Below are 24,299 nucleotides of genomic sequence, written 5' to 3'. Positions count from 1 at the left end.
GATGCAGTGTGTTAAAGCCATAAATTTGCTTTAACGCATAAATTCTTAACTAATGCGCATTATTGAGTGTTTCCGTGCGTTGAAACTTGTAATAGAAGGAAAGGGTTGTTATGAAAATTATACTTCGACTGGTTCTAATACTAACTTTGTTGGCGGCGGCCATTGCTTCATACAGTGCGGGAATTAGTTCAGGAGTATTTATTTTTATCGTACTCGGCTTTTTATTCGAGGCGGGTTTTTGGTCGGGCTTATTTCCTACATCTCGACGCGGAAAAAAAGTCAACATAGGATGACTAAACCACTAAACCACTAAACCACTAAACCACAATAACGCTCAGTAATAGTTCGGTTATCTTCTGATTTTACACCAAAGCAGACAGCGCAACGGCTATGTAAAAGATTAATAGATAATGTTTGGGCTTTAATAACAACATAATTACCTCAGAAACCTAGTAACCAGAAATCTTACTACTTGTAACAGTCGGAACCTTAAGTGCTTTTATTATTAACAGCTGAACGCTTAGAAAATTGGCATTTTAAAGCGTGGATGTTGCTTTATTGCGTAACTTCAATTTAGCACGCTCAACAATGATGCCAATACACAATTAGTCTAAAATGGTCTAAAGTCATAAAAGTCACAAAAATTTTATTAGTCGCGTAAATTGTGAGTGGTTAGCCAATTCTGGCAAAGAATATTGAGAGGTTAGTAATGAATATAGGTTTATTTATTTACAACGATGCAGAAGTACTCGATTTTTCCGGGCCGTTTGAAGTATTCAGTGTCGCCAAACGCTTGGGTTTATCACATTGGAATGTCTATTTAATTTCAGAAAGTTCACAGCCCATACGTGCTCGAGGAGGTATGAATGTCACTGCTCATTACTCAATTGATGATGTACCAAAGTTAGATGTGCTATGTGTTGTTGGTGGTGAGCACACTGCAACAATGCAAAACACATCGGTATTAGCTTGGCTGGCACGGGTAAATGCCAGCACAACAATTACATGTAGTATATGTACTGGCGCATTTATTCTAGCTGCTGCAGGTGTATTACAGCGTGAAACGGTGACGACACATTGGCAAGACTTAGATGAGCTTAAAAAGCAATTCCCGTATTTAGGTGTGGTAAGTAACAAGCGTTGGGTCGAAGATGGGAAATACGTTACTTCTGGAGGTATTTCGGCAGGTATTGATATGAGCCTGTTTTTGGTTTCGAAATTGACAGATATGCCTTACGCAAAGACTGTAGCCCGCCAGATGGAATATGAGTGGTGTGAGTGAAACGTTACAGCGTTGTTTTAGTTAGTTGTAATACATATTAGTTACTTCTTTCAACGAGTACCTAAGATACTTAGCGCGCTTTTAGCGCACAACATTGCTTAAACTTTTTATTGCTTGCACACAAACAAGGTAAATTGCGACCATATTTCACTTTGCCACAGTCGTCGTGCAATGTGCCATCATGATATCGCCACACCCCATTTTCTTTTATAAAAAGTGATGTCTCATGAAGTTGGAATACGTTCTTATTCTCAAAATAAAAAGCCGTAAACTCAACCGTGTCATCGTTTTGCTGTTTTTTTGAAGGGCGATGAATAGTAAGTGCAAACCAGTTAGCGCCGTCGGCACTGTCCTTCAATTGTTGTGCAGACAACCCTTGTTGCTTGTCATTACTATACGTATTTAATACGTAATCATAGTTATGCACAGCGTAAGCTGAAAAACGAGAACGCATTAGTTGTTCTGCGGAATCGGGTACTTTTATACCGTCAATAAAAGGTTTACAACATTGCTCGAAAGACAAAGAAGAACAACAAAAGCAACGCATAATCCTGTAACACCCAACACGTAGTAATAAACGGCCATTATAAAGAGAAGCGATGAGTTACCCAAGTAATTAATGGTAAATACGCTAGCGCCAATTGATAGTTGCTGAACCGTTTTTTCTAAAAGCTTTTCTTACTTAGGACCTTTATTGCAAAAGGTTTTTACTACCACAGGATTAATTACCAAGGGCCTAGCGCCACATTTTGTCCGTGATTCGATTTGTCTACACGTACATTAACTAAACAAACAGAATAATGCTTGCAGAGCTTTCGGATCAGCTCACTGTCTGTAGGCTGCAAATCCAAGTCGATGTCTTCAACATAAAGCGTACTGCACTGTCCTCCAGTAATCAGCTTACTTATCCACTCGGGCATTTTTTCTTTTTCAGGCTTTTGAATGCGAATAGCATGATCAACGTTTTTTGAAAAAGCCACAGAGTTTGAAATAAGGTAGTTCCAACCTTTGCCATTTCCGCCTTTACCTTCACCTGGGTAGCCTTCAAAAGGAAGCGGAAGCTGTACAACATTGGATACCGAAGAGCGCAGTGCGTTGAATCGTGAAACAGGTGATGTGTTCATGGCAATACCTTTTTAAGTAAACTGACATTTAACTGTTATAATATACAGTATGTATGTGTATACAGTAGTTCGGTGTTGCCTAATTTGCAAGCACTTAATTGTATTTTTTTCGTTCAATGTTGTTTTTTGATGGTAAGTAGTTGTATGTAAGGTTTTTTTATTGGAGCTGTTTGGTGGGTTTGGTATTCTCACTAACCGAAATGCCCCATGGCATCATAATCTAAATAGCCATTGGTTAGGTCTATGTTCACAGTAGGGAAAGATAGTATTGAGTAGTCTGATTAACATTGGATATATGGGCATGTTTTTATCTGCCCTGTTAGCCGCTACTATCTTACCGTTTAGTTCTGAAGTGGTGCTTTTAACTCTTTACACCAATGGCTTATCACCCGTTTTTCTGCTTTTAGTTGCTTCTTTGGGAAATGTACTTGGTTCGCTGATCAATTATGCTTTAGGTTATCGATATGGTGAAATTGTCGCAACGCGTTGGTTGAGGGTAAATGAAAGTAGCTTTACCCGTGCTCAAAACACCTTTACACGTTGGGGGCAATGGAGTTTGTTTTTGTGTTGGGTGCCGATTGTTGGCGATCCAATTACCTTGGTTGCTGGCGTGCTTCGAAGTAATTTTAGTTTTTTTCCTATGCAGTGTCGCAATAAGTAAGACCGCGCGTTATGCACTTTTGCTTTATTTTCTTAGTTAGTCGCTCTGTTGCTCACTGAGCTCTTCTGAATTACTCATTTAAACATATGAAAACACACATTTTGCGTGGAATCTATTAAGCGCTACCGCTTCGATTAGCTCGTACTTTGTTGGCCCATTTTTTTATACGCGGGCTCATTATGAGTAATCCGAGAAGCCAGTACCATACGGGCTCTTGCCAAAAGGTTTTCTGCGACCAGCTAAAATGCAACAGTGCTAAAGGAAGGATGATGTAGATGGTATTGTGTAGGCGCTGCCAGTTCCGTCCCATTTTCCTTTGTAATGTCTTAAACGACGTGGCGGTTAATATGAATAATAGTAACAGTGCCGTCATACCCACAACGATATAGGGACGGCTGATAATTTCACTGGCAACTAGTGCCATATCAAATTGAAGCTCAAAAGCGATATAGGTAAGTAAATGGGCGAGGGCATACACGAAAGTGTAAACGCCAATTAAACGCCTAAACTGCATGGGCTCTGCACTGGGCAAGTTCTTAGCCATTGGGCTAAGGCTCAGCGTCAGCAGTAAAAAATGTATTGCCCAGGTACCGGTTTCGTTTATCAATACTTCAACGGGATCTGGCCCTAATTTGTCGCTCAAGCCTGCGAGAAATAGCCACGCTAGGTATCCTATTGCCATTATATGTATAACAGCTTTTGTACCACGTCTTTGCCACAGCGACAGTCTTACCGGCTTTTTAAGTAACGGCATTTATATCCTACATATTCTTCGTGAGGCTTTACTCACTTCTTAGTAGTAACGGGATAAATCCATACCACTGTATAACGGAGCGACTTCTTGATAACCATTAAACATCTGTGTGTCGATACGGTTGCGCGCCAATAGCCCGCCCGTCGTTATTCTGCGCTCGCTTGCTTGGCTCCAGCGAGGATGGGCAACTTGTGGATTTACATTGGCATAAAATCCATATTCATTTGAAGCAAGTCTGTTCCACGTGGTAGGTGGTTGTTTGTCAGTTAGTCGAATTCGAACGATAGACTTAATACTCTTGAAACCGTATTTCCAAGGAACCACTAAACGTATTGGGGCGCCGTTCTGTGCGGGTAATGTTTTACCGTATAAACCTACTGACATTAACGTAAGCGGATGCATTGCTTCATCTAATCTCAACCCTTCGACATAAGGATACTCAATCCCACCGCCCACAAAGCGGCTGCGTTGCCCCGGCATTTGTTCAGGATCATACAGGGTTTCAAATGCCACATACTTAGCCGACATTAGCGGCTCTGCTTGCTTGATTAGGGCTGCCAGCTCAAAGCCAATCCAGGGTACTACCATAGACCAGGCTTCAACACATCGAAGTCTATAAATACGTTCTTCTAATGGAAAACGAGATGTGAGCGATTCATAGTCCAATACAAATGGCTTTTTCACTAACCCATCAACTTTTAATGTCCATGAATTGGTTTGAAATTCTGTCGCGTTTTTAGCGGGATCATCTTTCCCCGTGCCAAATTCATAGAAATTATTGTAAGTGGTTACCTTGTCTTCGGGGGTACGTGTTTCATTAATTTGAAATTGACTAGGTTGTGTAAATTTAAGTGGTTTTAACTGTGGCTTTAATTCCGACTTTGGGGCATCAACGTCGTCTTCCCAAAACCATCCAGCGGCACCGGCTGATTTAGCCAACAGTGTTGAAGCACCAACAAAACCTAATGACTTAAGTAATGTCCTGCGGTTCACATATACACTTTCATCAGTGACGTCGTTGTCTTTTAAATGCACTGAGGGCTTAAACGGTTTTGCCATCACGAGACCTATTTTGTTTAGCTATGATTTAATTGAACAAAGATTTTTCTGGCTAACGCTATGAGAGCTGAGTATTACCTAAAGCTCCCAAAAACGCTTACTTACGCGTTTTCATTACAAACGTACGCAACAACGTACTTACTATGTTACGTAAATAAATAGACCTGAAGTTCAATAAAACTATTTCAATTAAACATGATTAATGTTTACATGTGAAAACTGTCTTGAATTCCACCGTGTTTCGGAGAAAATATCGTGGCGTAGAGGCGGGATGCAAATTCATCGGTCATACCTGAAATGTAGTCAGCAATAACACGCATACCCTCGCCATTTTCCTTTGCTGTGCGCCAGCGTTCTTGGGTGTTTTCGGGTAATAAGCGCTCTGGGTCTGAAGCAAACGCTTCAAACAATTCCATTACTACCAATTGGCCTTTGTATTCCAAAAGTTGTACGTCAGGTCTTCTAATGACTTTATTAAAAACAAAGCGCTTGAATAACTCTAATGCATTAGAAAATGCCGTAGGCATGACAGCATTATACGCAAACAGTGGGTGGGAAAACCCTTCTACATCACGAATTTCTATAGCAGTAATAAAACTATTAACTAAGGCGCCAATAGCATTTTTGCGCTCGTGATGCACGTTGCTAAATAGCTTGGATGTCAATGTTTCAATGTTATCAGAAAGCCAAGGTACATCTAATGCGCGCAAGGGTAAGGTGACATCTTCAATAAAATGTTGCTTTTGGACCATATCCATCACAATGGCATCTTCTAAATCGTGGATGCCATAGGCAATATCATCGGCCAACTCCATAATGGAGCAATCAAAAGATTTAAATTGCGTCTTACTGTGACCTTCAGGCTTTTCTATAAAGGTCATAAAACCTGTTTTGTCTGCATCTGAAAAAGGTGCCAATAGCCAGTTAAACAGTGACTCATCACAGCGGAATAAACCTTTTGGAGGATGCCACTCATCTGCTTTAACGCGTCGAAAGTTAGCCGGTTGCTTAGGTGTAATATGTGTATTCTGCAATGCATCAATAAAGTTTGGGTATTTCACCAACCCCAAAACGCTACGACGACACAGGTTCATACCGTGGTCGGCAGTGTAGGGCTCAAGTTGAGTGATAATACGAAAGGTTTGCCCATTGCCTTCAAAGCCGCCGTGTTCATACATCATATAGTTCAGAGCGACTTCACCGCCATGGCCAAAAGGCGGGTGGCCGATATCATGTGCTAGGCAAAGTGTTTCAATTAATGTGGCGTCAAGAGAAAGTGTTTCGGCAATAGCAGGAAACTTTCCACATAACTGAGCCGTGATCCCTGTGCCAATTTGAGCAGCTTCAAGGGAATGAGTAAGACGCGTGCGATAAAAATCACTTAATCCCACCCCCAAAACTTGGGTTTTTGCCTGTAGTCGTCGAAAAGCAGCACTATGAAGTACACGTGCCTTATCCCGTTGATAGGGGTTTCTATGATCGCCGTCCCGACTAGCGCTGCGCGGCAATCGCCTTTCTTGTAATGCGTTTTCCCATTGTTTTGTGGTCACATCATCTCCTGATTTACCCGTCACATAATTTCGAAAGTTCACTTTCCTTTTTAAGCGCTCTCTTAGCTACCTCATCAATGTTGAAATTAAAGTGCAACTTGGGCGACTCAAACAATTACGGTGGCGATGTTTTGTTTACGCCAATGAACCGATAATTCGAAAAATAGAAAGTTCAGTATAGTTAAACACATAGAAGGGAAACAATAGATTATTCTGATTTTCTACTGGTATATAACCCAGGGCAATAAAACACCAGACTTGCTTATAAAAGCGGCCTATTTTACTCAATCTTTAAGGGCAAAATTCAGCTTGCCAATTAACCAAAACCACGTATTCTTTTTAAAAGTGTTTCCACCGCTAAAGGATTTTACAAAGGTGAAAAGTGGTAAGGACATAAGAATTTTAATTGTCGATGATGTATCTGAAAACATCCAAGTGGCAATGAATATTCTCAAAGAAGAGAGCTATACGTTTTCATTTGCTACTGATGGTCAAGAAGCGCTCAACCTCATTTCAAATCAGGCGTTTGATCTAATATTGCTCGATATTATGATGCCGAAGGTAAACGGTTTCGATGTATGCCGTGCAATAAAGGAAATGGAGCACGCAAAGTCTATTCCTGTCATCTTTCTTACTGCCAAGTCAGACGCCGACTCAATTAACGAAGGGTTTGAAGTAGGTGGCGTTGACTACATTATAAAACCTTTTCATGCCAACGAATTGTTGGCTAGGGTGAGAACCCATATTGAACTTGCTCTTTCACGCGAAGCTATTAAAAAGCGCGCCGACGAAATTGAAGTAAAAGCGCGACTTCAGGCAAAACGTCTGGCTGGTGAAATAGAAGCAGGCCAGGTAGAAATGATCTACATCCTTATGGAAGTGATGGAGTCAACATCTGATGAAACCGGGCAACACATCAGGCGCGTAGCAGAAATGTGCAGACTGTTGGGGAGCTATGTTACGTCGCTAAGTGAAGAGGACGTCAATACATTATTTTTGGCTTCTCCTATGCACGATATTGGAAAAATTACTGTTCCCGAAGAAATTCTTCACAAGCCTGGTAAATTAACGGCAGAAGAAATGACGGTAATGCGCACCCATGCAGAAAAAGGGTACGACTTACTCAAAAACTCTAAACGAAGACTATCCACCGCGGCTGCAGTCATTGCCCATGAGCATCACGAAAAGTGGGACGGAACTGGTTATCCACGAGGGCTTAAGGGCGACGAAATTCATATTTATGGTCGTATAGTTGCCCTTGCTGATGTATTTGACGCTTTAACTCACAAACGGCAATACAAGAGCGCTTGGACCATAGATGATGCAGTTGATTACATTCAGCAACACAGTGGTAGTCATTTCGATCCTGCGCTAGTCAATATCTTAGTTGAGCACCTTCCTGAATTCCTTGAAATCATTAGGCAGTGACATGCGCATCTTTAAATGGATGTTATGCGTATTGTGTTTTTTTGTGTTTGGCGCGCTAGCGCAAGTTTCACAGCAAACGGTAGAACTTAATGCTGAAGAACGGCAGTGGCTAGAGCGACACACTTCTATTTCGGTGGGAGGCAGCCTCGATTGGACGCCCTTTAACTTTGTTGACGACAGAGGGCAATATCAAGGCATAGCGAAAGATTACCTCGACCTTGTTTCACACTACACTGGCTTACAATACACGGTTGTTACCGATACCTGGCAAAATAATTTGGCTAGGATGAAAAGAGGGGAGTTGGACGTGCTTCCTGCGGTTTATAAAACCCCTGAAAGAGAAACGTTCCTCCATTTTTCTAAACCTTATTTTGAGGCGCTGGATTACTTTTTTGTTCATCAGGATGTTCCTGTAAGCTCCTTTAAAGATCTTGACGGTAAACGACTCGCCATACCGAAAAGTTATGCTCATCGCGAACTCATTCAACAGCATTTTCCCAACATTATTATCAAAGATACAGAGACGTTTGGGCAAGCTATAGATATGGTATTGGAGCGTAAGGCAGATTTGCTTTTCGACACATATGGCGCACTGATGTACACCCTTGAAACAGAAGGGATCAGCACAATCAAACCGTTTAAGTCGACGCGCCACTTAGGCAAGAACCCTATTCATATTGTAACAGCCAAAAACCAAGCAATTTTATCCGGTATCATTCAAAAGGGCCTAGATGCCATTACTGACAGTGAACGCCGAAAAATCTACAACAAGTGGTTTAAGATAGGCATTGCCCAAAGCGATAAGGTGAGTGCTGCCCAGAGCGGTGAAGTAAAAACGAGCTTTGACAAAGTGAGCTTACCGTTAACTGAAGCGGAACAAGATTGGATAGCGGAACACCCCGTTATCAGTGTGGCGGGTGATTATGCTTGGGCACCGTTTGAGTTTCGTAATGACCAAGGGCTACACGATGGTTTAGGTCACGATATACTACAACAAGTATCTTATCTTACTGGCTTGCAGTTTCACTACACCACCGATGTGTGGGAGAAGTCCCTAGAACAGGTTAAAAACAAAGAAAAAGACGTGGTAGTGGCTGCGTTTAAAACCAAAGAACGCGAAGCGTATTTGCTGTTCTCAAAGCCTTACGTAAGTGCGTTAAATTATTTCTTTGTGCGGAGCAGCGATAAAGTAGAGCGCTTAGGACAGTTAGCGGGCAAGCGGTTGGCTATTATTAAGGACAGTGCACGGGCAGAAGAAATAAGCCAGTTAATTCCCAATTTAACTTTAGTGTACGTAGAGTCACCTGAACAAGCCATTGACTATGTCGTGTCAGGCCAAGCCGACTTTCTTTATGATTCCCATGCAGTTATCAATTATATTCTGAATTATCGCTCTATTACCGAAATCTCTGCGTTCAAGAGTATTCCTAATTCACCAGTTAATAACCTTCATGTTGGCGTTAGAGACGACTACGCCCCGCTAGTCGAAATAATTAATAAAGCCTTAGTTTATCTAGAAAATCACAATATGCAGCAACTAATGGATAAGTGGTTGGGGGCAAACCGGCTGACGCCGGATGATATAGCGATAGTGTTGTCTGACGAGGAACGTCAGTGGCTCGATGCACACCCTCAAATAACGTTTGTGGGCGATCCATTTTGGATGCCATTTGAAGGAACAGATGAAACTGGGAAGCACATTGGAATAATTCAAGACTATTTGGACATATTTACTGAAGCTACAGGCGTGCGGTTTGAAAATATCCCAACTGAAAGCTGGGAGGAAAGCCAAGCGTTGGTGTTGTCTAATCAGGTGAATATGGTCTCTGCATTTCCTGATTATAAACCACTAGAGCATTTAGTTTTTACAACAAGTTACATTAACACGCCAATTGTCTTTGTAACCCAAAACGACAATCAGTACATTGACAATATTACCCAAGTGTTAGAGCGCAGAATTACCTTGCTTGAGGACTATCCGAGTACGCAGGATTTGTTAAGGCGTTTTCCCAATGTGGCGTTTTCTTTGGTTTCCTCTCCGCAACAAGGGTTAGATGATTTATCTTCGGGTAAAACAGACATATTTGTAGGGTCGCTAGCGCAAGTAAATTACTTTATTGCCGAAAGCGGTTATTCAGGTTTGCGAGTTGTAGGTAAAACAGATTACAAACTAGAAATTAGCTTTGCTGTTCAAAAAGAATTCGCTCCAATTATTCCTATCCTAGAGCGGGTATTGAACAATGTCAGTATCACGCGTAAACAGCAGATATCAAATAAGTGGGGCAATAGAGAACTCGTTGTTAAAACAGATTACACGATTGCTGCAATTGTTGTGCTTGTTTCAGTATTTGTTATCGCTTTTGTTTTTATTTGGAACCGACGCTTACAAAACGAAGTGGCACTGAGAACGCAGACAGAGCTGTCGCTTAAACAGAGTGAAAAAAACCTCTCTGTTGTAATAGAAAATATCCCGATCATTATTTACGTAGTTGATTTAACGACTCGAAAATTGTTGATGGCAAATCAATACGCTATTGATGTACTCAATATTGATGATGCACATGTTACTGATGTTCCTTCTCGCGCCTTTCTCGATGAAGATGTTGATGAGATGTTTGAGCAACAAGTAGAGATAACGGCTTTAAACAACAGTAAGATCGATGGATTGATGTCGATAATTCCTATTCGTTTTCATGGTAAAACGGCACTATTGCATATGGTGGTGAATCTCAATGAACGCATTGCGATGGAGCGAGAGCTAGAGGAAGCCAAAAATCACGCGGTCAGTGCTAACCAAGCGAAGTCTGAATTTTTGGCCAATATGAGCCATGAAATTCGCACGCCAATGAACGCCATCATAGGTTTTACCGAACTGCTTAGTGAACAAATTCAAGACAGTAAGTTAAAGTCATTTGTAACCACTATCCGCTCAGCTGGCAATGCGCTTCTGCTGTTGATTAATGACATTTTAGACCTATCAAAAATTGAAGCCGGCAAGCTAACGCTTACCAAAGAAGTGTGTAATCCTCATTCGTTATTTGAAGAAGTGAGCAATATCTTCACAATGAATGTCCGCAACAAAGGTCTAGATTTCATTCTGGATGTTGATGAGCTAATTCCACACGCATTGTTGTTAGATTCGGCCCGTATTAGGCAAATATTATTCAACCTGGTTGGTAATGCAGTTAAGTTTACCGATGAGGGTATTATTACACTTAGGGCCACGGCGCTCAACGAAGATGCCATCCACAGTAAAATTGATTTAAGAATTGATGTTGAAGATACGGGTATTGGCATTCCAAGTGATAAGCTGGAACAAATATTCGAGAGTTTTCAGCAGCAGGAAGGGCAGAGTATACGCAAGTACGGCGGCACAGGGCTGGGTTTGAGTATAAGTAAACGTCTTACCGAATTAATGAACGGCACCATTTCGGTGAGCAGTGAGCTTGACAAAGGGTCGTGTTTTTCAATTTATTTAAGTCAAATTGATGTCGCCTCTGTTGAGAAAACCCCGCTAGAAAGCAGTCACGATGGCGCTTCTTCTGCTATTGATGTGTTGTTTGCTCCGTGTCGCGTGCTTATCGTTGATGATGTTGCTGACAACAGACGATTATTGACGGAAATTTTTAAAACCTTATCGATTAATTTTGATGAAGCAAGTAACGGTAAAGAAGCTGTCGCCAAGGTGGATGAAGGCGATTATGACGTGGTGATTATGGATATTCGTATGCCCGAAATGGACGGTTACCAAGCGGCAAATATTATAAAGGCTTCACATCCTCATATTCCCATTGTGGCATTAACGGCCTCGGTTATGAGAGATGATTATGAACGTCAGCGAAGAGAAAACTTTGCAGGTTATTTACGAAAACCTGTGATGAAAAGAGAACTTATCGACGAGCTTAAAAAGTACCTTGCTTTTGAAGCGGTGGTGAGTGATGAAGCACAAACCAAGGTAACCAGCGACGTCAATAGTGATATGAACCACGAGCTTTTAGCGTACCTCAAAACGAACTATTACGGCCATTGTGCCGAACTCAAGAACAATAACAATTTAAACGAAATTGCTGAATTTGCGCGCCAAATTAAGCAGGTAGCAGCAGATTATGACTCTAAAACACTTGCTGCTTACGCTGATAACTTAATTAGTGCAACAGACATTTTTGACATTGTCGCCATCAAAACAGCTCTTACTGAGTTTCAGGCTTTGTTGGACTAGGCAAAGAAGTTAATATCTTTGACGGCAATGGACCATTGTCACCAAATATTCTGAAAAAATCCAAGAACAGGGCTATCAGCTACATTTAACCAACCGTGACCGTGTCGCGCTTATCAACGGTGAATGGAACTACTATCTGTATCTGGAAGACTGTAGACTGTCTGAGACAATTATTTCTGGCTGCATGCAATAACACACGTAGCCGAAACTGCGATTTTGCATGCAAATAGGTTTGTCAGCAAAGATTGGGGTTAATAAAAAGGAGTACCCAGAATGAAATTGCAACATGTTGCCAGAATGCCTTGGCTAGCCATTCCCTTTATCGGCGGGATTATAGGGTTTGTCTTTGGCAGTTTGCCTATACTATTTCTAACCAAAGTGATGGGCGATCAGTACAAAGATGACATCATAGAAACCACTTGGGTACGACATGATGGCTCTCAATACACAACAAGAAGGGGGTCTTATGCTCCCGGCTTAATCGTGTTTGTCGGACTAGGCATCATTCTAACTTCTGTTGTTTACATTTTAAACTTTATCGAAAAAACGGTTGAAAGCCCCTTTTTTGATCATTTTTATTACTTCACTTTCTTCTCATTCATTCTAGGGTTAGCCAGATACCATGCATTCGCCGATTATGTTAACTCAAAGGAAGAAAAGGATGGGATAAACTGGTTGTTCTGGGTGGTTGTTGTATTGACCTTGGCATGGCCATTCACGCCCATTGAACCGCTTTTTGAAATTCAAAAATCACACATGCCTTGGGTTTACTTACCTATTACACTATTTCTTTTTTTGGTTTTGTACTACCTATAATGGCATCTCTTCAAATTTTTACCCTAGCAATATTGAGTAAGTCGTATAAGGCTATTGCCTTGTTCTTGCTTCTGCCAATATTACAACTTATCCCTTTGGGTATTTACCATATCTCTAGAGCAGCAAACTCACTTCCATCACAAGAGAAGGCTATAGTCCCCCTGCTTGTTATAAGTTCATTTACTGCAGCTTTGATCATAGTGAATGCGAAGATATGGCAATTCGGACTCTCTAGTCGCCAAAATAAGTTATCACTTATAAAAATCCCACTAATAATATGTGGGTTAATCTCAGGTTCAATGGTTCTACTTGGCGGGGTACTATCAGTTATTCTCATTCGATTATATGATTGGAGTGGCTTTATTGGGTTAGCCCTTAAACTTGCCGAACTATCAATGCAGTATGATACGAAAGCTATTGCATACTTGCCCTTAGCTATAATTACGTTTGCATTTCTCATCAGTATCATCACAACGTTAAATCATAGAAAAATGACCAGCGGAAGTAAGTTTATTATCAGTGGAGCAAGCTCAATAGCCATTATCCCTATTATGGTATTTCTTGCTATTGCAGGTATCAAAAGTGACCCTTACCGTGACGTTATTAAAAACAACATAGAGAACAATACCGTCAGCGTGTTTATGAACGTATACAAAGCGCCTGATGGCATTAAAGAATCTGACAAGTTAAATTATATGCTTGCATTAATTAAGGAAAACTTATTATCGGACGACCCCTTATCAATAACCGTAGGGTCTTCAAGTTCAGCTTTAAGCCAACACTCCGAGGATAATTACAAAATAACTGTAAGAGGAAGTAAGCCCGCTTCTGACAATATAGAGCAAGGTTTCTCTCTAACCGAGGGAGAACATGTGATAACTTTCCAAAGAGGCAATAAGTCCGTTACAAAAACCCTATTTATCCTAGATAGCGATATCGAACACGGTTACAAAACTGGTGATATAGAAATTCATTAATTTAAGATGCTGCCTAAATCGTATGCGGTCTAGGTGGGAGTCTTTAAAAAGTTAAATTTTACGCTTGAAGTTGTTCCTTTGTTTAGATGCTATATGCGTATTTCAGGTTTTGTTGGATGATTGATAAGATAGAAAGGCTCTAAGTATCTTGCTCTGTTAACTCATCTACACTTGCTAAGCAGTTGCGCTCAAATGTATCAAGGAAATAGCGTACTTCGGGCATATCACGTTCGAAGTCAGCTAGCATTTTGGTCAGCCTGTCTTTAACCGAATTAAACTCTGCGTTTCCAAAGCGAATTTCATCGTTCGCTTTCAAATACGCTGAAATAATATCAGCCGCTTTAACTATACGCTTGTAGTCAGGGTCAACATCATCCTGCACCAATAGTGTTGCAAAAGACGCCTGTAACTCTTTGGGCAAAGAAGCAAGACATTCTTGCTCTGAAATCTTTTCAAGTTTTTTAAACTCTCGGGTAATTTCAGGGTTGTGGTATTTAGTAACATGGTTGATGTCTTGCAATTTTGATTCTGATATTTCGTGGTAAAGGGCAATGGTTGCGGCTTTTTCTGGCGAAAGTGAACCACCGTAAATCTCTTTCTTTATTACTGCCAGTAAATGAGCAATAACCGCAACCTGATGAGAGTGTTCTGCTATATTTTCGCGTTTCACGGTATGCATTAATGCCCATCTTTTGATTAAAGGCATACGCAATATCCACGCGAGGAAAGTACTTTGTTTCATAAACACTCTACTAATTCAATACGCGCAGCGCTTTACGCGCCTTGCTTGTATGTTCTAAAGAAATTGCCAATACGGTGAAGTGCAGGTACCAATACATCACTGTGTGGTAAAAACACCAAACGAAAATACACACCTTCATTTAGATTAAAAGCGCGACCGTGTACTAATAGGATCTTTTCTGAGCTAAGTAAATCCAACACCATTTGCTCGTCGTTGTGGATATTGAATTTCTTTTCATCAACGCGGGCGAAGCAGTACATTGCGCCTTTGGGTTTAACGCAGTGTATTCCCTCAATACCGTTTAGCATATCGGTAGTGACATCCCGTTGAATTCGCAAGCGACCGTTTTCTTTAACTAAATCGTCAATGCTTTGATAGCCACCCAGTGCGGTTTGAATAGCACTTTGGCAGGGCACATTGGCGCACATCCGCATAGAAGAGAGTATGTTCAGCCCTTCTATATAGTCAGATGCTAGACGCTTGTTACCACTCACTACTAACCAACCCGAGCGGAAGCCTGCTACGCGGTAGTTTTTACTTAAGCCACTAAATGTAACAAAGAACACATCATCAGCTAAAGAGGCGATGCTGGTGTGTTTTGCTTCGTCGTATAATATTTTGTCGTATATTTCATCGCTAAACACAACTAAGCCGTGCTGGCGCGCAATTTCGACGATTTCCTGTAGTAAGGCTTTGTCGTAAACTGCACCCGTTGGGTTATTAGGATTAATAAGCACAATGGCACGTGTTTTACTGGTTATTTTGCTTTTTATGTCGTCTAAGTCAGGGAACCAACCCGCTTGTTCGTCACAGCGGTAATGGACAGGTGAGCCCGAAGAGAGACTTACCGCCGCCGTCCACAGCGGATAATCAGGGCTAGGAATTAATACTTCATCGCCATGGTTAAGCAGCGCTTGCATTGCCATCATGATGAGTTCAGAGACACCATTACCGATATAAACATCATCAACGCGAATATCTTTAATGTTGCGTTGTTGGTAATACTGCATCACGGCCACGCGGGCGGCATAAATTCCTGTCGAGTCAGAGTATCCTTGAGACGTTGGCAGGTTGTGAATAACGTCTTTTACAATGTCATCAGGGGCTTCAAAGCCAAATGGGGCAGGGTTGCCTATATTGAGCTTGAGAATGCGATGGCCTTCGTCTTCCATTTTTCTGGCTTGCGCCGCAATAGGGCCTCTGATGTCGTAACAAACGTTATCTAATTTATGAGAGCGAGATACAGTTTTCATGGTCTATCTGGTTGATTTACGTCCCCCGAGATTATCGCAAACCAACCACATATGCGACGGCATTTTCACCAATTTAGGTACAAAATTGTGACTTTTTTGACTACTTGCTGTTTTTTTGTACGCAAAAAGTGATGGATATTGCAACTGTAAATTGTTGATAAAATATTTGTTAATAGCTTGTGAACTTTTCAATCTGCGCCTATCGTAGTAATAAGACGTGTAAAAAACACGTCAGTAACAGGCTAGCTTATATGCAGAGGTGATTAAAATATGTCGCACCATTTTAAAGAGACTCCTGAAAATGCAATTACGCAAAGTGGTATAGCACGCGTTATACCGTGTAAAGAATTAGATATTGGCGATCCTATCAAGTGGCTGTCGTTGGCGCTGAGGGATGCCATGCGAGCCCCAGGCCTCACGGTATTTTACGGTGTACTTTTCGCCGTAATTCCATGGTTCATTATGTACTTGGTGGAAATGACGGGTTGGCATCTAGTAATTTTACCTGCCATTGTATGCTTTATGCTGGTAGGGCCATTTCTTGCGGCCGGTCTTTACGATGTGAGTTGGGAAATGGAAAAAGGGCATAAACCTACGCTTCGTCACTCGTTAAGTGCAATGCGTAGAAATGCCATCAATGAGTGGGGTTTTGCCATACTAATGATGGTGATGATGATATTCTGGCTTCGCGTAGCATCACTTATTCACGCGCTCTATCCGCCCTACATAGAAAATGATTTAGAAAGTCTACTGCCGTTTCTAGCCCTTGGTACTATAGTCGGCGCGGTGTTTACTCTCGGCATGTTATTTATTACCGCGTTTACACAACCCATTTTGATGGAGCGCAAGGTCGACTTGGCTACTGCTGTACTTACCAGCGTTAATGCGGTATGGCTAAACAAAGTACCCATGCTAATTTGGGGAGCAATTATATTTAGTGCCGTTGCCATTGGTTTTGTGACGGGCTTCGTAGGGTTTATTATTTTAATGCCGTTGATTGGCTATGCTTCTTGGCATGCTTATATTGACGCTATCGAGACAAAACGCGAGAGAAAATACGAGTAAAAAGTACGAGTAAAATGTAATTTACTTTCAGTTTTGTTGGCGGTTTTTGTGCTTCTTGGCCATTAAGTAGTGATAAATTTTGTTAAAATTACAAAAAAGGGCTCTGTTTAGAGCCCTTTTTAGTCTTTAGTATTATATTAGTTTCTTTTTATCGTATTGTTGGTTATGCCGTTTGGTAATAAGGGGAAGGCTTAAAGCTATAAATATCAATGGCTTACTTTGTTAAAAAAACAATAACATCGTCATTTACCCTGCATTTACCAGTCTTACACAATCTTTCAACAGTAATTCTTTTTTTCTTGGTGCATAAATAAAGGGCGTTAGGTGATATCACTTGATGCACTTAAACGAGTTTGCCACAAACTTTTGAAAATGATCCATTGAGGAAATAGATATGAAATTAGTTAAAGCAATTGCTGTTACTGCAACATTGTTAAGTGTGTGTTCTGCAAATGCCGCAGCTCCACAAAAAGATGTGCGGTTCGTAGGTGAAACACAGTTCGCTGGGTTCTGCAAAGCCATCATCAATGACGACATCAAGGTGTTGCGTTCAAGCCTTTCTCGTAACGTTGGTCGCATTGGTGCTAGTCAGCGTGAAGTATTGCGTATGGTTACATCAGAAGAGGGTTTGACATGTAATGGCAGCAGTCTTATCGAGTTCTCTGTTGAGCGTGACGCGAACGCTGTTCACGAATACTTGACCTCGCGCAGCTAAGGCGTGGTGGTTGTAACCGAATCCACAGAAAAAGCGGGGAAATAAGCAACTTTCAGATAACTGAAGCTTGCTAATTAACCCCGCTTTTTGTTCGCTTACAATTTATTGCTATTTATACAAGTTCCGCGTATGCAGTTACTTCTAGGTGTCTACAACACTTTCTACGACATCTTCTATTACACCTTGATCCAACGTCCCACTCTTGCTTTGCTGGTTTTCACCAGTAATTGTGTTTTAAAGCGCAGTTTAAGTAATAAAACATAGGCAAGCGGTACCAAAAATAGACTTGTCATGGTTGAGAACACAAGGCCGCCAATAATCGCAATGGCCATTGGCGAGTAGGGCGGGCCGTCACCACCTATTCTGGTACTGCCCATAGCAAGTGGAATAAGCCCCAATACTGTTGTGGCCACCGTCATTAGAATGGGGCGAATACGTGTCATACAACCTTCAACAACAGCGTCAAATAGGGTAATACCTTCGTTGACGAGTTGGTTTATGCGATCAACCAGTACAATACCGTTGTTGACCACAATACCCATCAATATAAGCATGCCTATCATACCCATGATTGACATTGAGGTACCGGTAACCATAAAAGCCCAAAACACACCCGTAAATGAGAATAGCAGTGAGGTAATAACCGAGGTTGGTAATATGAGTGATTCGAATAACGCCGCCATCACCACGTATATCATACACAAGGCCAAAAGCATGTTCATTTGCATAACACTATTCGCTTCGTCTTGACGAGTGAAGCTGCCGTCTAGAGTCCACTGATAGCCAGTTGGCAAGGTGATGTTAGATAGCGCGTTTTCGATTCGTTCCCGGGCTTGTTCTGTGGTGGTTTCACCCGCTAAATTGGCCCCAATTGCCAGGGCTGTTTGGCGATGATTACGGTTTATTTGCGATAGTTGAGGTACAACGTTAAAGTCGGCAATCATATTTAATGTTACCGATTGTCCCTGTGCAAAGCCGATATTCACGTTTTTAAGCTCGCTGAGCGACGCTTGAATATCACTGCCATACTTTAATTGCACGCCCACTTCACCTGCATCACCGTATCTGAATGAACGCAAGTTATTACCGCGAAGCGCTGTTGAAATCAGGTTGGCGATACTATCAACTTGAATGCCGAAGCGATTGGCCTTTTGTCTATCGATATGAATTTGAACTTCATCACGGGTAGAGCCTGTATCTGCTTTAACATCTTCTAACCCCTCAATTCTGCCTAGAATAGGGATAATTTGTTCCGAAATGTCCAGAAGTGTTTCTGATGATTCACCCAAAAGGGTGACGCGTACACCACCACCATTGCCCGTATCCCACTGAAATGAAGGACGCGCACGCACGAAAGACGGCATGCTTTCACGGATGGCTTCTTTTATGTCGCTTACGGGAATGGGAAGATTGTCGTTTAGCGTAATACCACTAACAGCATGGCCTGGAGTAAAATAGGTATAAACTTGTTTTATATGAAATTTATCTTTATTTTCATACAGGTAGGCTTCCATTTTATTAACGGTTTTCTCCACTTCTTCCAACGTAAAATTCTGTGTTACGTGGTAGTTCAACCAAATGCGTTCTTGGTTGTTATTGCCTTCATCGTCTGAGGTTACAGACTGCATAGGAATAATGGTGGAACCTAAAATCGCAATTGCAATAAGGCAAGTTTTCCCTTGGTTTTTAAGCATCCATTGTAGCGCTTTCCCATAGCGTTTTATGTAGGAGGGCGTTTTAGGCTTTTTCACTACAGGGATCGCCACTTTTGTTGTTAGCAATGGAATAAGGGTTTTTGCGATAAATAAAGAGGCAAACAACGAGATACAAATCGCCACAGCCACGTGCTCTAGAAAAATAGTTAAATCGATTTTAACCCCAACAATGTTAGGCAAAAATACGATGGCTGTGGTGGCAGTACCCGCGATAACGGCCAAGCTCACTTTATTGACACCAATTTGAGTTGCTCGTGCAATATCCCGTGTTTGCTGACGCTCTTGAAATACACTTTCAGTAATAACTACCGCGTTGTCCACTAACATTCCCACTGCAAGCATTAAACCCATGAGTGACAAGATGTTAAGGGTATAACCCAGAAGGTACATTACTCCTAGCGTGATACAAATTGAAAAAGGCACTGACAGCACAACGATTAGCGTTGTTGTGAGCTGGCGCAAGAAGAGGTACAACACGATAACTGACAGCAGTGCACCAAGCAGCCCCGCGTTAACCAGGTCTCCCAATGAAGAAGTAACGCTTTTTGCCGTGTCATCCATAACGAACAGATTAATTCCGCTGAATTCAGGATCTTCCTTAGCTTTGTTAACAACCTTCATTACAGCACCAGATACTTCAACTAAGTTACTGCCAGACTCTCTAAATACGTTAAAACCAACTGCAAAAGTTCGGTCGAGATGACGACCTTCACTTCGCTCGGGAAGTTCATACGTTACGGTTGCAATGTCAGACAAGCGAACGCTGCTAGTTACCCACATATCTTTAAAATCATTAATGTCGGTAAATTCCCCTGTAGGGTTAACCAGTACTTTCTCGCCATTGTTGTACATGTAGCCCGCGGTAAGTGAGAAATTCGCGTTTTGCAGCTTTTGTTCTAAGCGTGTGGTATCAACTTGATAAGCCGTCATCTTCTTAGGATCAAGACGAATGGTAATTTGGCGCTTCATAGTGCCGTATAGTTCAACTTTTGATACACCAGGTACACGCTCTAATGGACGCTTCAAGTTACGCTCTAGCAAGTCATAGGCATGTGATAAATCTCTATCGCTTGAAACCCTAAGTTGGAATATTGGCATATCATTGGTATTGAACTTGTACACCATGATGCGCTCTATATCGCTGGGAAGCTCGTGGCGAATAGCATCTATTTTTTCTCTTGCCTCAATACTCTTTGCTTTGAGGTTTTCGTCCCAGTCGAACTCAACAACCACTTCTGCCATGTTGTCATAAGAGCGCGCACGCAATCGCTTGATGCCCGACATGGTGGCTACCGCTTCCTCTACAGGTCGGGTGATCATCGTTTCAATTTCAATGGGGGTTGCATCTGGGTAGGGAATTTGTACCACCATTTCAGGAATATCTATCCCGGGAAACTTCTCCAGGGGTAGAAGTCGGCCAGATACAACGCCAAAAAGTAGCATTGATAAGAACAGCATGCCGATGGTGACAGGTTTGTTTAAGGCAAAGCGAGCAAGTGAGGCTCCTATACCCGCTATTGCCGAACGCGGCGCTGGTAAGTCATCTTTGGGAGATGAGCTCCTATCTTTTGAAGATAAGCTCATAACGCACCTCCTTCAGACAATATCACGCTATTTGACGGCGTTTTTACATCATCGTTTAAAGGCGCCAGCTGCTTTTTGGTATCAAATAAGCTGTATAGTACTGGTATAAGAATAAGGGTAAGCAAACTGGCAAACAGTAAGCCGTAAATCACCGTAATCGCCATAGGTGTGCGTATTTCCGCACCTTCACCTAAACCAAATGCCATAGGGAGTAACCCTAAAATAGTGGTCAGTGTGGTCATTACAATGGGGCGTAAGCGCGTTTTGGCAGCATCCATTATTGCCATTTGTTTCTCTACACCTTGACGGCGAAGCTGATTGATACGGTCCACTAAAACAATGGCGTTATTCACCACAATACCACACAGCATAATAAGCCCAATGAAAACGACTACGTTAAGCGGTGTGTTAGTAAGCCATAAACCATACACCGAGCCAGCTCCCGCAAGGGGGACTGCGAATAAAATCAACAGCGGGTGCAGCAGCGACTCAAACTGAGATGCCATAACCAGGTAAACCATAAATACAGCCAGTGCTAGGGCAAACTGAAGTGACTTGAAGCTGGTTTGCATATCTTCACTTTGACCAGTTACTGAAGCGCTAAGCGACAATGGCAGTGCGGTGTCACTAATAACGCGATTGGCAATTTCTACTGCTTCATCAAGCTTCCCTGAAGCAAGGTTTGCTGAAATTAGCGCTACACGCTGTTGGCCTACACGGGTTATTTCGCTAGGACCAACACTCATGTATACGTCAGCAACTGCGCTTAATGGAATTGGCTGTGCACCATTTGGGTTAACCACGATAGCGCGCACACTTGCGATATCGTCGCGCTGATTCTCTTTCGTGCGCACTAGTACATCCACTTTGCGATCTTCAACACTGTATTGGGTAGCCACGCGACCACCTACTTTGGCGGCAATGAGTTCAGACACCGTTGCCGCATCAAGATCTAGTCTTGCCAGTTTGGCGTGATGGAAGGCAATCTTTAGTTCTGGGTTGCCATCGCGGATACTGGTTGTGACGTCAGCAAAATTGGGGTACGCAGAAAGTGACGCACCAATAGTTGCACCATATTGCTGTAGTTGATTTAAATCGTATCCAGCGATTTCTATTTGAATGGGAGCGGCGAAACTAAATAACTCAGGCTCAGAGAAGGTTGCTTGTACGTTGGGTTTTGATGACAGTACTTCACGTAGTGATGCTTTAACCTCAAGCATGTCAGCTTTGCTCGCGTTTGGTACCATAACAATATTCAATCTACCCCAGTGATCTCCACCTTGATTCGGTGCGGCGCTGATCAAACTACCCGTACCAGACATGGCATAAGTACGCAGAACCTTCGATTCACTGGTAGACATGGCAATGTTCGCAAGTTCGTTGATAACCTCGTCTGTACGAGCCAATGGAGAGCCAGCGGGTAGCGTAACCTCTACTGAAAACTCGCCTTGAGAAAGTGTAGGGATAAGTTCCATACCTAACTTGGGTACAAGCAATACTGCACCGCCTGCCAGTAAAAGTGCTGTGGTAATAACAAGTGCACGGGCTTTTAAACTGGCAAGAAGTAACTTTTCATAAGCAATGGCAAGTAAATCGAAACCTTTGTTGAAAACCCAAATAAGGGGTTTAAACAGAATATTTAGCCCTTTGGCGATGATATGCCAAGCACCAATTAACAAGGTTGCCAATGCTGCAGGAAGGTATACAAATGCCAGTTTGAAAACAAAACGCACGGGAAACGTAATTACATACCAAATTTTACCTAATAAGGTAGTTGGCTTGGCTGGCGCTTCAGCAGTGAAGGTATCTTCGTGGTCGAGTTGTTGCTTTTTCGTTTTATGAGCCATTGCCGGAATGAGTGTCAGTGCAACCACTAATGACGCGGCGAGCGCAAATGATACGGTAAGTGCTTGATCCCTAAATAGCTGGCCTGCAATACCTTCCACAAAAATGAGCGGCACAAATACCGCCATTGTTGTAAGGGTTGATGCCACAATAGCACCTGATACTTCTTTGGTGCCTTCACTGGCAGCATTGTCATCATTGTTGCTTGTATCAAGAGCACGTTTTTGCTTTTTATGGCGATCAATATTTTCAAGCACCACAATGCTGTTATCGACAAGTAACCCCACCGCCAGTGCGATTCCGCCTAAACTCATCATGTTAAGGCTAATGTCATTGGCGTACATTAGGTTGAAGGTAGCAATGACCGAAACCGGAATCGAGACCGAAATAATTATTGTCGCCCAGAAATCTCTAAGGAAAAGATAAAGCACCAACATGGCGAGTATGCCGCCCATGATTGCTGCGGATTTCACACTGTCGATTGCCTGTTTGATAAACACGCTTTGGTCGTAAATTTGCGCCAGTTGATAATCGCTAGGCAGATTCTGATTCACTTCGTTTAAGCGACTGTCGATACGCTTCGCCACATCAACCGCATTGGCATCACCTTCCTTATAAATGGCAATTTCAACGCCTTCATTACCATTAAAACGGGTAACTACATCTCGGTCTTTGTAGGCACTTTGTACCGTTGCCACGTCTTTTAGCTGAATGTTTTTGCCTTCAAAGCGGCCAATGAATAAATTTTCAATATCATTTAAGCTTTCAAATTGATTCAGTGTACGCACTAAGAATGCTTGTGCGGCATTGTCGATACGCCCACCGGCAGCGTTGACGTTTTCAGCACTAATACGGTCGATAATGCTCGTTACTGGAATAGAAAGCTGGCTAGCTTTTTGTTGGTCGATAAGAATATGAATTTCGTTTTCTAAGCCGCCACCCACGCGAACTGCGGCTACTCCTTCCACCGACTCTAATGTGCGCTTAACTTGTTGTTCAGCATATAAGCGCAGGCGTTTCATTTGCGCAACGGTGAGGCTTCCAGACTCACTGTTAGTGGTAAGTCCTAGCTTAATAACAGGGTCAAGGCTTGGGTTAAAACGCAGAAGTCTTGGCTTCTCGATGTCCAGTGGCAACTGCAAGACATCCAGTTTCTCGCGTACTTCAAGGCTGGCAAAATCCATATCCGTACCCCAAGCAAATGCTAGCACAACGTCAGATTGACCGGCACGCGACGTAGAAGTCACTTTTCTTACGCCCTTTACCACGCCAATTGCTTCCTCGATGGGTTTGGAGACTAATTGCTCTACCTCGGCGGGTGCAGCGCCATCATAATCGGTGCGGATGGTTAACGTTGGATAGGACAAATCGGGTAACAAGTTTACCGATAAGCGACCTAATGAAACCATGCCGAAAAGCAGCACGGCGAAGGTAAACATAGAAACAGCAACAGGGCGTTTAACAGCAATATCGACAATGCGCATAATAATAACTCCTTGTTAAGCCCAAA

The 24,299-nt window shown here is 42.2% G+C and carries 18 protein-coding genes; 9 read left to right on the top strand and 9 right to left on the bottom strand.

The genetic code is table 11. The features are described 5' to 3' along the window. Window positions 1-110 precede the first annotated feature (110 nt). Together EYR97_RS08615 and EYR97_RS08610 are read left to right on the top strand one after the other, a co-directional pair. The gene (locus tag EYR97_RS08615; protein ID WP_131093433.1) at window positions 111-293 is read left to right on the top strand and encodes a hypothetical protein; all 183 of its coding nucleotides are present in this window, start codon (window positions 111-113) and stop codon (window positions 291-293) included. A gap of 416 nt (window positions 294-709) precedes the next feature. Beyond that, on the top strand, window positions 710-1,282 hold the full coding sequence (locus tag EYR97_RS08610) for a DJ-1/PfpI family protein (RefSeq protein ID WP_131093432.1): 573 nt from the start codon (window positions 710-712) through the stop codon (window positions 1,280-1,282). A 70-nt stretch (window positions 1,283-1,352) separates the two neighbouring features. On the opposite strand, the gene EYR97_RS08605 is transcribed toward EYR97_RS08610, so the two are convergent. Together EYR97_RS08605 and EYR97_RS08600 are read right to left on the bottom strand one after the other, a co-directional pair. Then, a complete protein-coding gene (locus tag EYR97_RS08605; RefSeq protein WP_131093431.1) occupies window positions 1,353-1,829 on the bottom strand; it encodes a YchJ family protein in 477 nt (158 codons plus the stop codon). Window positions 1,830-2,007: 178 nt separating this feature from the next. Then, window positions 2,008-2,406, bottom strand: coding sequence for a deoxyguanosinetriphosphate triphosphohydrolase (locus tag EYR97_RS08600; protein ID WP_131093430.1), 399 nt, complete (start codon window positions 2,404-2,406; stop codon window positions 2,008-2,010). 268 nt (window positions 2,407-2,674) lie between these two features. On the opposite strand from EYR97_RS08600, the gene EYR97_RS08595 reads away from it, so the two are divergent. After that, window positions 2,675-3,067, top strand: coding sequence for a YqaA family protein (locus tag EYR97_RS08595; RefSeq protein WP_242634959.1), 393 nt, complete (start codon window positions 2,675-2,677; stop codon window positions 3,065-3,067). A 115-nt stretch (window positions 3,068-3,182) separates the two neighbouring features. Here EYR97_RS08595 and EYR97_RS08590 read toward each other — a convergent pair whose 3' ends face one another. The 3 genes from EYR97_RS08590 to EYR97_RS08580 all read right to left on the bottom strand — a co-directional run bounded on the left by EYR97_RS08590 (window position 3,183) and on the right by EYR97_RS08580 (window position 6,430). Continuing rightward, window positions 3,183-3,821 (bottom strand): sulfite oxidase heme-binding subunit YedZ, encoded by a 639-nt coding sequence (locus EYR97_RS08590; protein ID WP_131093429.1) that lies wholly within the window; start codon window positions 3,819-3,821, stop codon window positions 3,183-3,185. A gap of 39 nt (window positions 3,822-3,860) precedes the next feature. Further along, window positions 3,861-4,880 (bottom strand): protein-methionine-sulfoxide reductase catalytic subunit MsrP, encoded by a 1,020-nt coding sequence (gene msrP, locus EYR97_RS08585; RefSeq protein ID WP_131093428.1) that lies wholly within the window; start codon window positions 4,878-4,880, stop codon window positions 3,861-3,863. A gap of 206 nt (window positions 4,881-5,086) precedes the next feature. Beyond that, window positions 5,087-6,430 (bottom strand): anti-phage deoxyguanosine triphosphatase, encoded by a 1,344-nt coding sequence (locus EYR97_RS08580; RefSeq protein ID WP_131093427.1) that lies wholly within the window; start codon window positions 6,428-6,430, stop codon window positions 5,087-5,089. A 375-nt stretch (window positions 6,431-6,805) separates the two neighbouring features. Here EYR97_RS08580 and EYR97_RS08575 point away from each other — a divergent pair, with 375 nt between their 5' ends. From EYR97_RS08575 to EYR97_RS08560, 4 genes are all read left to right on the top strand, one after another. Beyond that, entirely contained in the window at window positions 6,806-7,858 is a 1,053-nt protein-coding gene (locus EYR97_RS08575; protein WP_242634958.1) for an HD domain-containing phosphohydrolase, read from the top strand. Window position 7,859: 1 nt separating this feature from the next. Continuing rightward, window positions 7,860-12,077, top strand: coding sequence for a transporter substrate-binding domain-containing protein (locus EYR97_RS08570; protein ID WP_131093426.1), 4,218 nt, complete (start codon window positions 7,860-7,862; stop codon window positions 12,075-12,077). 273 nt (window positions 12,078-12,350) lie between these two features. Further along, complete coding sequence (locus EYR97_RS08565) at window positions 12,351-12,893, top strand: hypothetical protein (protein ID WP_131093425.1); 543 nt, start codon at window positions 12,351-12,353, stop codon at window positions 12,891-12,893. Next, entirely contained in the window at window positions 12,893-13,870 is a 978-nt protein-coding gene (locus EYR97_RS08560; protein WP_131093424.1) for a hypothetical protein, read from the top strand. The genes EYR97_RS08565 and EYR97_RS08560 overlap by 1 nt, the downstream gene beginning before the upstream one ends. Before the next feature lie 139 nt (window positions 13,871-14,009). Here the strand turns inward: EYR97_RS08560 and yfbR are convergent, their stop codons facing one another. Both yfbR and EYR97_RS08550 read right to left on the bottom strand, forming a co-directional pair. Then, a complete protein-coding gene (gene yfbR, locus EYR97_RS08555) occupies window positions 14,010-14,612 on the bottom strand; it encodes a 5'-deoxynucleotidase (protein ID WP_131093423.1) in 603 nt (200 codons plus the stop codon). 32 nt (window positions 14,613-14,644) lie between these two features. Beyond that, a complete protein-coding gene (locus EYR97_RS08550) occupies window positions 14,645-15,865 on the bottom strand; it encodes a pyridoxal phosphate-dependent aminotransferase (protein ID WP_131093422.1) in 1,221 nt (406 codons plus the stop codon). 270 nt (window positions 15,866-16,135) lie between these two features. Here EYR97_RS08550 and EYR97_RS08545 point away from each other — a divergent pair, with 270 nt between their 5' ends. Beyond that, entirely contained in the window at window positions 16,136-16,930 is a 795-nt protein-coding gene (locus tag EYR97_RS08545) for a DUF2189 domain-containing protein (RefSeq protein ID WP_131093421.1), read from the top strand. A gap of 394 nt (window positions 16,931-17,324) precedes the next feature. Continuing rightward, the gene (locus EYR97_RS08540; protein WP_131093420.1) at window positions 17,325-17,645 is read left to right on the top strand and encodes a DUF3718 domain-containing protein; all 321 of its coding nucleotides are present in this window, start codon (window positions 17,325-17,327) and stop codon (window positions 17,643-17,645) included. Window positions 17,646-17,821: 176 nt separating this feature from the next. On the opposite strand, the gene EYR97_RS08535 is transcribed toward EYR97_RS08540, so the two are convergent. Both EYR97_RS08535 and EYR97_RS08530 read right to left on the bottom strand, forming a co-directional pair. Next, the gene (locus tag EYR97_RS08535; RefSeq protein WP_131093419.1) at window positions 17,822-20,944 is read right to left on the bottom strand and encodes an efflux RND transporter permease subunit; all 3,123 of its coding nucleotides are present in this window, start codon (window positions 20,942-20,944) and stop codon (window positions 17,822-17,824) included. Beyond that, entirely contained in the window at window positions 20,941-24,273 is a 3,333-nt protein-coding gene (locus EYR97_RS08530; protein WP_131093418.1) for an efflux RND transporter permease subunit, read from the bottom strand. Before EYR97_RS08530 ends, EYR97_RS08535 begins: the two co-directional genes overlap by 4 nt. Window positions 24,274-24,299 lie beyond the last annotated feature (26 nt).

The organism is Alteromonas sp. KUL42 (assembly GCF_006538325.1).
Classification (GTDB): domain Bacteria; phylum Pseudomonadota; class Gammaproteobacteria; order Enterobacterales; family Alteromonadaceae; genus Alteromonas.
The sequence above is the reverse complement of the archived record's forward strand: the minus strand, read 5'-3'. Positions and strand labels throughout refer to the sequence as shown.